Source organism: Pantoea sp. C2G6 (assembly GCF_051336815.1).
Taxonomy (GTDB): Bacteria; Pseudomonadota; Gammaproteobacteria; order Enterobacterales; family Enterobacteriaceae; genus Pantoea.
Genome location: NZ_JBGMNJ010000001.1, coordinates 327123 through 340332, shown reverse-complemented (window position 1 = coordinate 340332; position 13210 = coordinate 327123). Strand labels below are relative to the sequence as shown.

At 57.5% G+C, this 13210-nt stretch carries 14 protein-coding genes; 2 read left to right on the top strand and 12 right to left on the bottom strand.

What is annotated here, in order from left to right; all coding sequences use genetic code 11:
• Window positions 1-187 precede the first annotated feature (187 nt).
• The 6 genes from ycfP to hinT are packed head-to-tail and all read right to left on the bottom strand — an operon-like array spanning window position 188 to window position 4000.
• Entirely contained in the window at window positions 188-730 is a 543-nt protein-coding gene (ycfP, locus tag ACCW71_RS01620; RefSeq protein WP_436369183.1) for an alpha/beta hydrolase YcfP, read from the bottom strand.
• Window positions 731-770: 40 nt separating this feature from the next.
• Window positions 771-1811 carry a beta-N-acetylhexosaminidase gene (nagZ, locus tag ACCW71_RS01615; RefSeq protein ID WP_436369181.1) on the bottom strand — a complete coding sequence of 347 codons (1041 nt, stop codon included), beginning with the start codon at window positions 1809-1811 and terminating at the stop codon, window positions 771-773.
• Window positions 1812-1850: 39 nt separating this feature from the next.
• A complete protein-coding gene (gene thiK / locus ACCW71_RS01610) occupies window positions 1851-2633 on the bottom strand; it encodes a thiamine kinase (protein ID WP_436369702.1) in 783 nt (260 codons plus the stop codon).
• Between the two features lie 16 nt (window positions 2634-2649).
• Window positions 2650-3249, bottom strand: coding sequence for a penicillin-binding protein activator LpoB (lpoB, locus tag ACCW71_RS01605; protein ID WP_436369180.1), 600 nt, complete (start codon window positions 3247-3249; stop codon window positions 2650-2652).
• 11 nt (window positions 3250-3260) lie between these two features.
• Window positions 3261-3629, bottom strand: coding sequence for a YcfL family protein (locus ACCW71_RS01600; RefSeq protein ID WP_436369179.1), 369 nt, complete (start codon window positions 3627-3629; stop codon window positions 3261-3263).
• A 20-nt stretch (window positions 3630-3649) separates the two neighbouring features.
• Window positions 3650-4000, bottom strand: a complete 351-nt coding sequence (gene hinT, locus ACCW71_RS01595; RefSeq protein ID WP_436369178.1) for a purine nucleoside phosphoramidase — start codon at window positions 3998-4000, stop codon at window positions 3650-3652.
• Window positions 4001-4363: 363 nt separating this feature from the next.
• Between hinT and ACCW71_RS01590 the strand changes: the two genes are divergently transcribed.
• Both ACCW71_RS01590 and ACCW71_RS01585 read left to right on the top strand, forming a co-directional pair.
• Complete coding sequence (locus tag ACCW71_RS01590) at window positions 4364-5953, top strand: MFS transporter (RefSeq protein WP_436369176.1); 1590 nt, start codon at window positions 4364-4366, stop codon at window positions 5951-5953.
• Between the two features lie 12 nt (window positions 5954-5965).
• A complete protein-coding gene (locus ACCW71_RS01585; RefSeq protein ID WP_436369175.1) occupies window positions 5966-7105 on the top strand; it encodes a glycoside hydrolase family 88/105 protein in 1140 nt (379 codons plus the stop codon).
• Window positions 7106-7158: 53 nt separating this feature from the next.
• On the opposite strand, the gene ptsG is transcribed toward ACCW71_RS01585, so the two are convergent.
• The 6 genes from ptsG to pabC form a co-directional block, all read right to left on the bottom strand.
• A complete protein-coding gene (gene ptsG / locus ACCW71_RS01580) occupies window positions 7159-8595 on the bottom strand; it encodes a PTS glucose transporter subunit IIBC (RefSeq protein ID WP_436369173.1) in 1437 nt (478 codons plus the stop codon).
• A 291-nt stretch (window positions 8596-8886) separates the two neighbouring features.
• Window positions 8887-9678, bottom strand: a complete 792-nt coding sequence (locus ACCW71_RS01575) for a metal-dependent hydrolase (RefSeq protein ID WP_436369172.1) — start codon at window positions 9676-9678, stop codon at window positions 8887-8889.
• Between the two features lie 16 nt (window positions 9679-9694).
• On the bottom strand, window positions 9695-10684 hold the full coding sequence (gene holB, locus ACCW71_RS01570; protein WP_436369171.1) for a DNA polymerase III subunit delta': 990 nt from the start codon (window positions 10682-10684) through the stop codon (window positions 9695-9697).
• Window positions 10684-11316 carry a dTMP kinase gene (gene tmk, locus ACCW71_RS01565; protein ID WP_436369169.1) on the bottom strand — a complete coding sequence of 211 codons (633 nt, stop codon included), beginning with the start codon at window positions 11314-11316 and terminating at the stop codon, window positions 10684-10686. Before tmk ends, holB begins: the two co-directional genes overlap by 1 nt.
• On the bottom strand, window positions 11306-12325 hold the full coding sequence (mltG, locus tag ACCW71_RS01560) for an endolytic transglycosylase MltG (protein ID WP_436369167.1): 1020 nt from the start codon (window positions 12323-12325) through the stop codon (window positions 11306-11308). The genes tmk and mltG overlap by 11 nt, the downstream gene beginning before the upstream one ends.
• The gene (pabC, locus tag ACCW71_RS01555; RefSeq protein ID WP_436369165.1) at window positions 12322-13137 is read right to left on the bottom strand and encodes an aminodeoxychorismate lyase; all 816 of its coding nucleotides are present in this window, start codon (window positions 13135-13137) and stop codon (window positions 12322-12324) included. Before pabC ends, mltG begins: the two co-directional genes overlap by 4 nt.
• Window positions 13138-13210: the final 73 nt, after the last annotated feature.

The following is a 13210-nucleotide window of genomic DNA, read 5'->3' as shown; positions in this document are numbered from 1 at the left end:
CAAAAGTTAACCAAAGGTTAAATTAACCCTTAAGAAACATAGGGTTGGCGAAGTTAAAATCGCAATCTGCTGGCAGAATAGCATGGCGGGATGGGGAGAACATAAGAAAATTGATATAGATCAAGACAGGTGGATGAAACTCAGAAAATTACGCAATAAAAACAGGCACCTTGCGGTGCCTTTTTGCTTAAGACGCTGTTTTGAAAGCCTTTATCCGCTGAAGATGTGGGGAGATATTTTTGAATTTGTGCCCCTGGTTTTCATCCCAGACAATCTCATAAAACGGACTGAGCCGATCGGCCGTGCGCTGGCTGTTGAGCACCTCATCCTGACGGGAGAGAAAGGTCAGGCAGCGGTCGCGATTGCGTTCACGAAAATCGCTGACGCATTTGGTGGCGATGTCCTGATACTCCTCCGGGCGGTCAATCTTCCCTTCCATGTTCTCCTGAGGAAAGAGGTTGGGATTGAAGATCGCCTGGCGGATGCCACATAAAAAGCCGATGCGCTCTGACCAGAAGCCGCCCAGCCCGACGCCGCAAATCAGCGGGCGATCGTCATCTGACAGCGTCAGCATCTTGTCGGTTTCTTTCAGCAGAAACTGCATATCATGTTTCGGGTGGCGGGTGCTGTAACTGATCAACCTGACGTCAGGATCGATAAATTGCAGTTGCAGCACTTTTTCGTGATTACCCGGGCTAGTGGAATCAAAACCGTGCAGATAGATGATCATGATAATCCTCAAGGTAGAGATAGCGCCGGGCCGTCACTGCTTACCACGACGCTTTATGGGCCAGCCAGCGTTCCTGAAGTGCACTCAGTTGCTGCGCGTTGTTTTTCCAGCGATGCGTTCCCCGCAGGCTATCGCGGGTTAACGTCCCCTGATGATACAGCTGCGTCACCCGCTCTGACCCGACCGGGATCAGGTTATCCAGCACACTGATGGCACCCTGACGCTGATTGCAGACCAGAATCATGTCACAACCGGCAGAAAGGGATTGCTGCGCCCGCTCAGGATAGCTGCCCATCACAGCAGCGCCCTCCATTGAGAGATCGTCGGAGAAGATCACGCCGTTAAAGCCGAGCTGCTCACGCAGCACGGTTTTGAGCCAGTAAGGCGAGCCGCTGGCTGGCAGCGGGTCAACCTGGCTGTAGATGACGTGGGCCGGCATAATGGCATCCAGCGCCTGTTCATCGATCAGCTGACTGAAAATCGCCATGTCATGCTCACGCAGCGTCTTTTCATCGCGCGGATCGCGCGGCGTCTCTTTGTGTGAATCAGCACTGACCGCGCCATGCCCCGGAAAATGTTTCCCGGTGGTTTTCATGCCCGCTTCATGCATACCGGCGATAAAACGACGGGCGACGGCGAGCGCAATCGCCGGTTCGGAATGAAAGGCGCGATCGCCAATCGCGGCGCTGATGTGGCCGACGTCGAGCACCGGCGCAAAGCTGATGTCGATGTCCATGGCGATCATCTCGGACGCCATCTGCCAGCCTGCCTGCTGCGCCAGTTCGCCCGCGGTATCGGCGTCGTGTAAGGCAGCGAAAGATTGCATGGCGGGCAGTTGAGTGAAACCCTCACGGAAGCGCTGCACGCGCCCGCCCTCCTGGTCGACGGCCACCACCAGCCGGGTGTGGGAGGCGGCGCGGATCTGCCGCACCAGTTCAGCCAGCTGCGCCGGATCGTGATAGTTGCGGGCAAACAGAATCAAGCCGCCCACCAGCGGATGCTGCAAAATCTCGCGCTCTTCGCTGTCCAGCTCATAGCCCTCGACGTCGAGCATCAGGGGGCCGGGTAATTGTGATCTCATATCCTGAATCCTGTGGCTTTACGCAACTGCGTAAAGCGATTAAATCTGTTGCCAGCTCTGTCGAGCCATCTGTTGTAAGGTTGCGTCGTCTTGCTGAGCGGCACGGAGCTGATACCAGCTGGCCATTAATAGCCGCAGCCAGGGCTGCCAGCGCCTCACCTGCTGCGCCAGCTGCTCTGCCGACAGCTGCATCGCCGCCGCATACTCCTTTATCCACTCCGCCTGATGCTGCGGGTCACTGGCACCCACCGCCGCCAGCTCCAGCGCCACATCGCCATCCGCCGCATATTCCCAGTCGATTAACCGCACGCTCTGCGCCTGCTGAATCACATTACCGGGGTGCAGATCCATATGCAGCGGAGCCAGACGCAGCGGCTGAGGTTCGCCCTGCCGCGTCAGACGTTGCAGCGCCCGCAGCCAGCGGTGATGCCGCTGCGGGCAGAGCTGCCAGTAGCGCCAGAGCAGCGGCAGCAGCAACAGGCGATAGCCGGTCAGCGGCTGGCGATGCAGCTGTTGCAGCAGCGCCACGATCTGTGGGCGCTGCTGGCTGAAGCGCGCTTCGTCCAGCGCCTCACCGGGGAACCAGCTCAGCACAATGCCATGCCGGTTTCCGGCAATCGGCTGCGGTGCCAGATCGGTCGCGCGTAATTTGCGTAGCAGACGAAACTCCCGCTGCCGGTTCACAAAGGGGATCGCGGGTTGCGGCGCAGGCCGCGCAATAAAGGTGCCGTGTGAACTGACGATTTTCTGGCTGTGTCCGGTCAGACCGGCCAGCGGGATCACGGATGTCCGATCCCCCTCGCCGCTGACCTGCTGCATCATCCGCTGGAACGCGGGATTAATTCTGTGCAACGCCGTTGCCGGACCAGACGATCTCACCGGTCTGCACCAGCATCAGTTGCATCTGCAACGTGGGTGCTTTGACATCGCCCTGCGCGTTGCTGTAGAGCACATACTGGGCGTTAACGTTGCGCGCCAGACCGATCGCTTTGCTGCGCGAGTTCAGGCTGTCGTCGGGCGAAAGTCCCAGCGCCTGCTTGGCCTGCGCCAGCTGATCAGCGGAGACCAGAGTAAATTTGCCGTTGTTGTTCAGGGCGTTCTGAATAGCAGCGGTGGCTTTTTCGCTTTGCAGTGCGCCGTTGGTGCTGTTTTTAATCCGGTCCACCAGCAGCACGCTGCCCGGCTCAGGGCTGGCGGCCTGCAACATTTTAGCCACCAGCGGCTGAACGCTGGCATCCCAGTTAATGGTCACCAGCTTCGGTGGCTGTGGCACCGGCTGCGGCTGCGGTTGTGGCACCGGTTCCGGCTGCGGAACGGGCTGCACCGGTTCAGTGGGCTGCGTAGGCTCAACGGGGGCGGGCTGCTGCTGCTTCACCACACAACCGGTCAGAATGAGCGCCATCAGAAGCGCTCCGGTACGATTAATACTGCGTATCACGTAAAAGATCCTTAAAGAAAGAGATAGAGACGAACTTTGCTGGCGGTCAGGTTACCCAGTTGCGATGCCGCAACAATGCTGCCCTGCGCCGGAACGGTCACGGTTTGCGCCGGTTCCTCCGGGGTGATTTCCAGCCCTTTGTCGTCATACCAGTAGTAACGATAGTGCACAATTACCGGCGTTTCGCGCTGATTATAGAGCACGCTGGTCGCCCGTTTCTGTCCATCGTTCTCATCCACCGTCGGTTCATCGGTAATGATCCCTGCCGACAGCACCGAGGATTCCATCACCAGCGACTGGGAGGTGTTGATTATCGGTTTGTCACTGCTACAGCCGGCGAGGCTGAACAGGAGGGGCAGGCCAATCAGCCAGCATCGCATAGCACGCTTCCGTTAACAGGTCAGTTGGAGAGCATCGGGCCAAGCGGTTCACCGCCCAGCAGATGCATATGAATGTGATAAACCTCCTGACCACCGTGCTGATTGCAATTCACAATCAGGCGATAGCCATTTTGCGCGATCCCTTCCTGACGGGCGATTTTAGCGGCGGTGGTAAACATGCGTCCCAGCGCATGCTCATGGGCGGCTTCCGCCTCGTTGACCGTGGGGATCAGCACATTGGGCACGATTAAAATGTGGGTGGGCGCTTTCGGCGAGATGTCGCGAAACGCCGTCACCAGCTCATCCTGATAAACCACATCAGCGGGGATTTCGCGACGGATAATTTTACTAAAAATGGTTTCTTCAGCCATGGTGCAATTCCTTTAGCCAGGGTGGTGATAATCAATCAGTATGCGGGAGAAATTTGTTTTGTTTCAACCTCAGCACCACTTTTCTTACATCGTTCGTCTGCCTTTGCAGCAGCGCCCCGCGTCCGACCCGGCGACGCGCTGATCGGCACCCGCAGACCCGCCTCTATCGCTCATTTATGAAACGCCGTTTCATAAATTAGATTCCTGCCGCCCTTTTCTTTGTATCATTGCCACTCTGCCACCTGCGTTAGCCAAATCGCGAAGGTTTAACCGCCGCGTCAGCTCTACTTTGCTAACCAGTCCGGGTCAGAGGTCCGGCGTTACCAGGGATATACCGTCATATAACATCAAGGAGCATCCGCCATGCGCTCACGTAAAATAGGTCTTGGCAACTATCTTGCCTACGGTTCCGGTGATTTTCTTGGAGCAGGTACCACGGCACTGACTGCCGCCTGGTTGCTCTATTTTTACACCACCTTTTGTGGCTTAACCCCGATCGAAGCCACGTTAATTTTTGCCGCCGCCCGCGTGCTCGACGCCGTGGTCAGCCCGCTGATGGGCTTTCTCACCGACAACTTCGGCTCGACCTGGCTGGGCAAACGCTTTGGCCGTCGTAAATTCTTTATTCTGCTCGGTATCCCCTGTGTCTTCAGTTACAGCCTGATGTGGGTGAGTGACATGAGTTTCTGGTGGTATCTCGGCACTTATCTGCTGTTCGATGTGGTTTACACCATGATTCTGGTGCCCTATGAGACGCTGGTCCCGGAAATGACCGACGATTTCAAACAGAAAACCCGCTTTTCAGGCGCACGCATTGCCCTGGCCCAGCTGTCAGCGATTCTGGCGGCGTTTCTGCCCGGTATTTTACTGGGCGCGCTTGGCAAAGATAATCCCCTCTCATTTTTCTACGCCAGCCTGGTCTTTTCCATTATCTGTGCGCTGGTGCTGACCCTGGTCTGGTTATTTACCTGGGAGCGTCACCCGGACGATTTCTCCGCTGAGGCACGCCGCGCGGAACAGGAGAAACAACAGCTGACGCTGATGCAGAATCTCAAGCGACTCTATGTTGAGCTGACCTCCACCCTGCGCATCCGTATTTTCCGCCAGCACCTCGGCATGTATCTCGGTGGCTATATCGCACAGGATGTGTTTAACGCCGTCTTTACCTGGTATGTGGTGTTTGTGCTGATGCAGAGCGCGCAGATCGCCTCCAGCCTGATGGGAACCATGGCAGTCTTGCAGTTTATCGCCGTGATGGGGATGATTCCGCTCTGCATCCGCATGGGACCGGCTCCTGCCTACCGTTTAGTGGCGGTGCTGTTCGGCGTCGCGGCGCTCTCTTACGCCGGGCTGTGGTTTGCCGGTATGAACGACAACTTCTCGCTGCTGTTACTGATCTCGGCGCTGGCCGGTCTGGGACGTGGCGGCATCAACTATGTGCCGTGGAACACCTACACCTATATCGCTGACGTGGATGAGGTGATTACCGGACAGCGCCGTGAAGGCATTTTCGCCGGCATTATGACCCTGACGCGCAAAGCCTCACAGGCGGGTGCGGTAATGCTGGTCGGCATCGTACTGCAACTCTCTGGCTTCGTCTCCGGGCAGGCCACACAGGTGCCGGGCGTCAGCCACACCATTCTGGCGATTCTGAGCATCGGGACCGTGGCGGTGCTGACCTGCGGCTTCCTGGTGTCACTGCGCTTCAAACTCAATCTGCAAACCCATACCGTGCTGCGTCAGGAGACGCTTAAAATGCGCGAAGCCGATCGTATCGTGCCGGAGAGCATTACGCCTGAAGCGCGTGAGATCGTCGAAACCCTGGCCGGTATGCCGTATGAAAATCTGTGGGGCAACAACAACATCGGCTACCTTAACCGGAATAAGCCCGCTGCTGGCAAGTTGTCCGCACACCCCCCGTTACTCTCTTCTATAAACCCGAACTTAAAATGACAGGAATAAACCATGACTGTATTTCCCGTTAAACACAGCGCGTTATTGTGCCAACCTGAATATCTGCTGCCACGCAGCGAACTGGTACAGCTGATTCAAAAGCTGACACAAAATCTGGTTAACATCACCGATGAGACAGGCGAGTTTTTACTGCGGCTGGACGATGGACGAGTGATTGATACCAAGGGCTGGGCGGGTTGGGAATGGACTCACGGCATTGGCCTGTATGGCATGCTGCACTACTATCAGCAGACCGGGGATCAGCAGACGCTGGCGATCATTGATGAGTGGTTCACCCAGCGTCTGGCGGAAGGCACGCCGACCAAAAATGTGAATACCGTTTGTCCGTTTCTGACGCTGGCCTACCGCTATGAAGAGACCCGCAACCCCGCCTGGGTGCCGGTACTGGAGCGCTGGGCTGAATGGGTGATGTATGAGATGCCGCGCACCGAACAGGGCGGCCTGCAACACATCGTCTATAACAGCGAAAACACCCAGCAGCTGTGGGACGATACGCTGATGATGAGCGTGATGGCGCTGGCTAAAATCGGCCAGTTGCTGAAGCGTGATGAGTGGGTGGAAGAAGCAAGCTATCAGTTTCTGCTGCACACCCAGTATCTGATGGATCGCAAAACCGGCTTGTGGTTCCACGGCTGGACCTTCGACGGTCGCCATAACTTCGCCAATGCGCGCTGGGCGCGTGGCAACAGCTGGGTAACGATTGTTATTCCTGACTTCCTGGAAATGATGAACTGGCCAGAGCAGCACGCTATCCGCCGCTTCCTGCAACAGGTGCTGGAGAGCCAGGTGAAAGCGCTTAAGGCCTGTCAGCACAGCAGCGGATTGTGGCATACCCTGCTCGACGACCCGCAGAGTTACCCGGAGGCTTCAGCCACTGCCGGATTTGCCTATGGCATTCTCAAAGCCGTGCGTAAGCGTTATCTGCCCGCAGAGTACCGGGAGATGGCGGAGAAGGCGCTGCGCGGCGTGATGGCGAATATCGATAGCGACGGCGAGCTGAAGCAGGTCTCGTTCGGCACTGCGATGGGTAGCGATCTCGACTACTATCGCACCATCCCGCTGACCTCCATGCCTTATGGTCAGGCGATGGCGCTGCTCTGTCTTACCGAGTATCTGCGCGTCTACCTCTGAGTCCCGCCCATAAAAAAGCCCCGCTGAGCGGGGCTTTTTTTTGTATGAAGCGATTACATGCTGCGGATGTAATCATCCATATCGGTTTTCAGGTTATCCGATTTAGTACCGAAAATCGCCTGAACGCCGGAACCGGCGACCACTACGCCACGGGCGCCGAGGTTTTTCAGTTCAGTCTGATCCACTTTAGCCACATCGGCAACGCTGACACGTAAACGGGTGATACAGGCATCGAGGTTGGTAATGTTCTCTTTACCACCGAACGCCGCCACCAGTTTGCCCGCCATCTCTGAACCGGTCGCCGAAGAGGATTCGCTGCTGCTGTTCTCTTCACGGCCAGGGGTTTTCAGATCCAGCTTCGCGATCAGTACGCGGAACAGGGTGTAGTAAATCAGACCGTAGATGATACCAACAATCGGGAACAGCCAGATTTTGCTGCTGTTACCGCTCAGCACGATAAAGTCGATCAGACCGTGCGAGAAGCTAGTGCCATCACGCATGCCGAGCAGGATACAGATAGGGAAAGCCAGACCCGCCAGCAGCGCGTGGATCACATAGAGGATCGGCGCGACGAACATGAATGAGAACTCAATCGGCTCGGTGATACCGGTCAGGAACGCGGTCAGCGCGGCGGAGATCATGATGCCGCCCACTTTGGCGCGATTTTCAGGTTTAGCCGAATGCCAGATGGCGATCGCTGCCGCAGGCAGACCGTACATTTTAAACAGGAAGCCGCCGGAGAGTTTACCCGCCGTTGGATCGCCCGCCATATAGCGCGGAATATCGCCGTGGAACACCTGACCCGCCGCATTGGTGTATTCACCGATCTGCATCTGGAAAGGCACGTTCCAGATATGATGCAGGCCGAATGGCACCAGCGCACGCTCTACCACCCCATAGATGCCGAAGGCAACAACCGGGTTCTGATAGGCAGCCCACTGTGAGAACTCCTGAATCGCTGAACCGATTGGTGGCCAGATAAAGGAGAGCAGCACGCCGAGGATGATCGCCGCCAGGCCGGAGATAATCGGCACAAAACGTTTACCGGCAAAGAAGCCCAGATACTCTGGCAGCTTGATGCGGTAGAAGCGATTAAACATATAGGCGGCGATGGAGCCGGCGATAATACCGCCCAGCACCCCGGTATCCGCCAGGTGTTTGGTTTCGATCTCCGCCACCGGCATATGCAGGACCAGCGGCGCGACCACCGCCAGGGTTTTCACCATAATGCCGTAAGCGACCACCGCCGCCAGCGCCGAGACGCCATCGTTATTGGTAAAGCCCAGCGCAACACCAATAGCAAAGATCAGCGGCATATTGGCGAACACCGATCCGCCCGCTTCCGCCATCACATGGGAAACTACCGCAGGTAACCAGCTGAAATTAGCTGAACCGACGCCTAACAAAATACCGGCAATCGGCAGAACCGAAACCGGCAGCATAAGCGATTTACCGACCTTTTGCAGGTTGGCAAAAGCATTTTTGAACATAGCGTGAAGCTCCTGAGTATGAGTGCATTTTCGCGCAGTGCGCGTGGCAAAGAGGGAGGATTCTTTGCCGGGGTGGCGGTGACCGCCTTTTGATTTATTACGAAGGGTAAAATAAATCGTTTCAGGTTACTTTGATGGCTATCACGTTTCGACAACCACAGGCGCGCACTTTACGAAATTTCTCATTACCCCGCACCAATAATCCGCGATAAAAAGCTGACCCTGTTAACAAAAACAGGGTCATTTGAGCAGATTACAGATTAATTACACAGTCTGAAATAAACGCCCGATTCAGGCGCCGAGCTGACTCATGGGGAGGTGAAACAGGGTTGAAAAGTTGCGGGTCGTGGTGGCTGCCAGCGTTTCTATATCGACCCCTTTCAGCACGGCCAGATATTCGGCAACGTCGCGCGTATACGCCGGCTGATTCTCTTTGCCACGGTAAGGCACCGGTGCCAGATAGGGAGAGTCGGTTTCCACCAGCATGCGATCCAGCGGCACATAGCGCGCGGCCTCACGTAACTGCTCCGCATTGCGGAAGGTGACGATGCCGGAAAAGGAGATGTAGAAACCCATATCGAGCAGCTTAGCCGCCGTCGGCTGATCCTCAGTAAAGCAGTGCAGCACCCCACCGCAGCCTTCCACCTGCTCTTCCCGCAGGATCGCCAGCGTATCGTCACGCGCATCGCGGGTATGCACGATGATCGGTTTGTTAAGCGCAATGCCGGTGCGGATATGTTCGCGGAACGAGCGCTGCTGCTGCTCTCGGGTTTCCGGCTGATAGTGATAATCGAGCCCGGTTTCACCTAACGCCACCACCTGCGGGTCGGCAGCCAGCCGGCGGAACTCGTCCACATCATAAGCCTCTTCCTGATTCAGCGGATGGACCCCGCAGGAGAGCGCGATATTTTTCCGCTCGCCAACCAGCTGCTTCAGGGTGTGAAAACCCGGCAGCGTGGTGGCGATCGCCAGCATAAATTTCACATCGCGCGCTGCCGCTTTGGCGATCACATCATCCAGGTCACGATGGGTCTTTTCATAATCCAGGCCATCAAGATGGCAATGGGAATCCACAATAAACATAATTACTCTCAGTAGGTTAGCCGACCAGCGCGGGCTTCTGTTTATCCGCCCAGCTGAGGAGCTGATCGGTCAGCAATAGTTCGCGATTGACCCCGGCGACGTGCAGTAACTGCTCGCGGCAGCGCATCCACGCCCCGGCGCTGCTGTTGAGGGCGCTGGCTGAAAAGTGTGCGGCCAGCAACTGCACCACATCCTGGCGATCGATATTACTCAGCCACTGGCCTGCATTCTGCTGCCACTTCATCGCATCCAGCAGCAAAGAGAGCAGCCAGCCGATATGCAGCGCAGCCGCATCACCATTCAGGGCGGGCAGCAGTTGCAGAATATCCTGCTGTAACGCGCCAGGCAGAGCGTCGCACAGTTTCTGGCGGGCCTGCCAGGGGCCGGTTTCCAGCAGGCTCAGCGCCGCGCCGGGTGCGCCCGCGCTCAGGCGCAGCGCCGCCAGCAGCATCTGCTCATCGTGCGAAGACTGCTTCTTCAGCCAGAGCAGACTCTGTCCTTCGTCCGGTGGGGTCAGATGCAGCGTCATACAGCGGCTGCGCAGCGTCGCCAGCAGGCGTGAAGGATCGCGGCTGCTGAGGAAAAACCAGCTGTTGGCCGGTGGCTCTTCCAGCGTTTTCAGCAGGGCGTTGGCGGCGGCTTCCGACAGCTGCGCCGCGTCAGGCAGCCAGACCACTTTCGCGCCCCCCTGCTGACCATAGTGATACATTTTTTCCGTCACCTGCCGGACCGCATCAATGCCGAGGGTGTTTTTGCCCTTCTCCGCTTCAAGCCGGTACCAGTCGGGATGGGTATTGGCCTGCATTAACTGACAGCCATGACACTCTCCGCAGCTTTTCAGGCCATCCGGGCGCAGGCACATCAGCCAGCGGCTCACGCCCCAGACCAGCGCGTCATCCCCCATGCCCGCCATCGCCTGAATCAACAGCGCATGATGCCCGCGATCCGCCTGATGCTGACCAATCAGCTGGCGATAGGGCTGATTAAGCCACGGATACCAGTTCATTACGCCTGCTCCGCCAGCCAGTTATTCAGTGCTGCCTGAAGTGACAACGTCACATCTTCCAGCGGCTGGGTCGCATCAATGGTGAGGATGGTGGGATCTTCCGCAGCCAGCGCCAGGTAGCGCGCGCGGGTGCGTTCAAAGAAGCGCAGCGACTCCTGCTCAATGCGATCCAGCGCCCCGCGCGCACGGGCGCGTTGCAGACCAATCTCTGGCGTCACATCAAGATAGAGCGTCAGATCGGGACGGAAATCTCCTAATACCGCATCACGCAGCGTCTGCATCAGATCGCTGTCGAGCCCGCGGCCGCCGCCCTGATAGGCCTGCGAGGAGAGATCGTGGCGATCGCCAATTACCCAGGCTCCGCGTGCCAGCGCCGGTTTAATCACATTCTCCACCAGCTGAACCCGCGCAGCATAGAGCATCAGCAGTTCCGCTTTATCCGTGACCTGCTCACCTTCGATGCCCTCTTTGACCAGCACCCGCAGCTGTTCCGCCAGCGGTGTGCCGCCAGGTTCACGGGTAAACACCAGGTCATCGATACCGCGGGCGCGCAGCGTGGCGACGATGGCGTCACGCGCAGTGGTTTTTCCGGCGCCTTCCAGGCCTTCGATAACGATAAACTTACTGTTCATTTTTTTCCTTTAGCGTCTGCCGGTAGAGCTGCACCGCCCGGTTATGGCTGGCCAGATTAGTGGTAAAGGTATGCCCGCCTTTGCCGTCCGCGACGAAATAGAGATAGTTGGTCTTTTCCGGGTGCGCTGCCGCCTGTAGCGAGGCTTTACCCGGCATGGCGATCGGGCCTGGCGGCAGGCCATTAATCATATAGGTATTGTAATCGCTTGCCGTCTCCAGGTCTTTACGGGTTAGCGTACCGGTATAGTTGTCACCCATGCCGTAGATCACTGTGGGATCGGTCTGTAACCGCATCCCGGTGCGCAGCCGGTTGATAAACACCGAGGCGACCCGCGCCCGCTCTTCGCTGACGCCGGTCTCCTTTTCAATGATCGAGGCCATCGTGACCAGATCCTGCGGGGTTTTATAGGGCAGATTATCCGCCCGTCCCTGCCAGACCTCATCGATGGTTTTTTTCATCCGCTGATGAGCGCGCTGCAATAACGCCATATCGGTGGTATTGGCGGTATAGAGATAGGTATCGGGGAAAAAGTTGCCTTCCAGTTGCTGCGGCTCCACCTTCAGCGCGCTGGCGAGAGTCGCGAACTGGTCATCCTTCAGGGTATGCCGGATGTAGGGCGCTTTACGCAGCTCACTCAGCCACTCTTTCAGTCGCTGTCCCTCTACGAAACGCACCGGGAACTGCGCCTCTTTGCCGCTGGCCAGCAGCTGAAGCAGCGAGCGCACGGTCATGGTCGGCTCAAGCCGATAGGTGCCCGCCTTGAAGGTGGCTAATTCAGGTTCCAGTTTCAGTAGTGCACCAAACCAGATAGAGCGGGGAATGATCTGCTGATCTTCCAGCTGGGCCTCAAGCGCCACCCGACCCGTTCCGGCGGGCAGCGTGTAGATCTTCTCCTGATGCAGAGTCAGCGGCGTCGCCGCGAACATCTTGATCTGCCAGTAACTCAGCAGCGCCGCCAGCCCTGCTATCGCCAGCAGGCTGACGAGAATTTTTTTGCTTCGAATCATCTTGCATCCATTATCTTTTCACAGCTTGCGTGCAACTGATTAAACAGCGAACGTTCAGTAAACGTGACCGCCTCAATCTGTCGGACCGGCAGAACCGGCATCAGCGCGTTACATATCACCACCTCATCGGCGGCCAGCAACGCCGCCGGTTCGCTTTGAACCACATGGCAAGCCTGGCCTGCGGCGGCTAACTGCGCCATCAGATTACGCCGCATAATGCCCTCCACGCCCGACCAGGAGAGATCCGGGGTGAAAATCTCCGCGCCCCGACGCCAGAATAAATTGGCCGCACAGCATTCCACCAGCCAGCCTTCGGTGTCAAGCACCAGCGCCTCGTCGGCGTCTGTCTGGTCAAGATGAGCCCGGATCATCACCTGCTCCAGGCGGTTGAGGTGCTTGAGACCGGCAAACTGCGGGTTACGCGCCAGGCGAATCGGGCTGAGGATGAGTGAAGCCCCGCGCTGCTGTAACGCAGAGTAGTGTTGGGGCCAGGGCGCTAATGAGATGATGCGCGTCGGTTCACCGCCGCCGGCGCGGCTGTAGCCCCGTCCGCCGCTGCCGGCGCTGAGGATCACCTTCAGCACCGCCTGGGTCTGCCCCTGAGCGGCCAGCTGCATCTCCGCTTCAAGCTGGTGCCAGTCGATACCGCTGATCCATAACCGTTCGCAGCCCGTTTTCATACGCTGGAGGTGACTCTCCAGCAGCAGGATTTTACCCTGACGCACCGCGGCGGTGGTAAAGCAGCCGTCACCAAACTGCACGGCGCGGTCGCTGGCGGCCAGCGTTGATTGCTTAATACCATTAATCCACATCGTTCTCTCCTGGATGCCTGATCCTCCCGCGCTGATTTCAGCTCAGATCGCAGGATAAAAAAAGGCCCGCATC

Excerpts from the sequence above, each read along its gene's own strand:
- ycfP (WP_436369183.1), bottom strand. The coding sequence starts at position 730 with ATGATCATCTATCTGCACGGTTTTGATTCCACTAGCCCGGGTAATCAC.
- nagZ (WP_436369181.1), bottom strand. The coding sequence starts at position 1,811 with ATGAGATCACAATTACCCGGCCCCCTGATGCTCGACGTCGAGGGCTAT.
- thiK (WP_436369702.1), bottom strand. The coding sequence starts at position 2,633 with ATGATGCAGCAGGTCAGCGGCGAGGGGGATCGGACATCCGTGATCCCG.
- ACCW71_RS01600 (WP_436369179.1), bottom strand. The coding sequence starts at position 3,629 with ATGCGATGCTGGCTGATTGGCCTGCCCCTCCTGTTCAGCCTCGCCGGC.
- hinT (WP_436369178.1), bottom strand. The coding sequence starts at position 4,000 with ATGGCTGAAGAAACCATTTTTAGTAAAATTATCCGTCGCGAAATCCCC.
- ACCW71_RS01590 (WP_436369176.1), top strand. The coding sequence starts at position 4,364 with ATGCGCTCACGTAAAATAGGTCTTGGCAACTATCTTGCCTACGGTTCC.
- ACCW71_RS01585 (WP_436369175.1), top strand. The coding sequence starts at position 5,966 with ATGACTGTATTTCCCGTTAAACACAGCGCGTTATTGTGCCAACCTGAA.
- ptsG (WP_436369173.1), bottom strand. The coding sequence starts at position 8,595 with ATGTTCAAAAATGCTTTTGCCAACCTGCAAAAGGTCGGTAAATCGCTT.
- ACCW71_RS01575 (WP_436369172.1), bottom strand. The coding sequence starts at position 9,678 with ATGTTTATTGTGGATTCCCATTGCCATCTTGATGGCCTGGATTATGAA.
- holB (WP_436369171.1), bottom strand. The coding sequence starts at position 10,684 with ATGAACTGGTATCCGTGGCTTAATCAGCCCTATCGCCAGCTGATTGGT.
- tmk (WP_436369169.1), bottom strand. The coding sequence starts at position 11,316 with ATGAACAGTAAGTTTATCGTTATCGAAGGCCTGGAAGGCGCCGGAAAA.
- mltG (WP_436369167.1), bottom strand. The coding sequence starts at position 12,325 with ATGATTCGAAGCAAAAAAATTCTCGTCAGCCTGCTGGCGATAGCAGGG.
- pabC (WP_436369165.1), bottom strand. The coding sequence starts at position 13,137 with ATGTGGATTAATGGTATTAAGCAATCAACGCTGGCCGCCAGCGACCGC.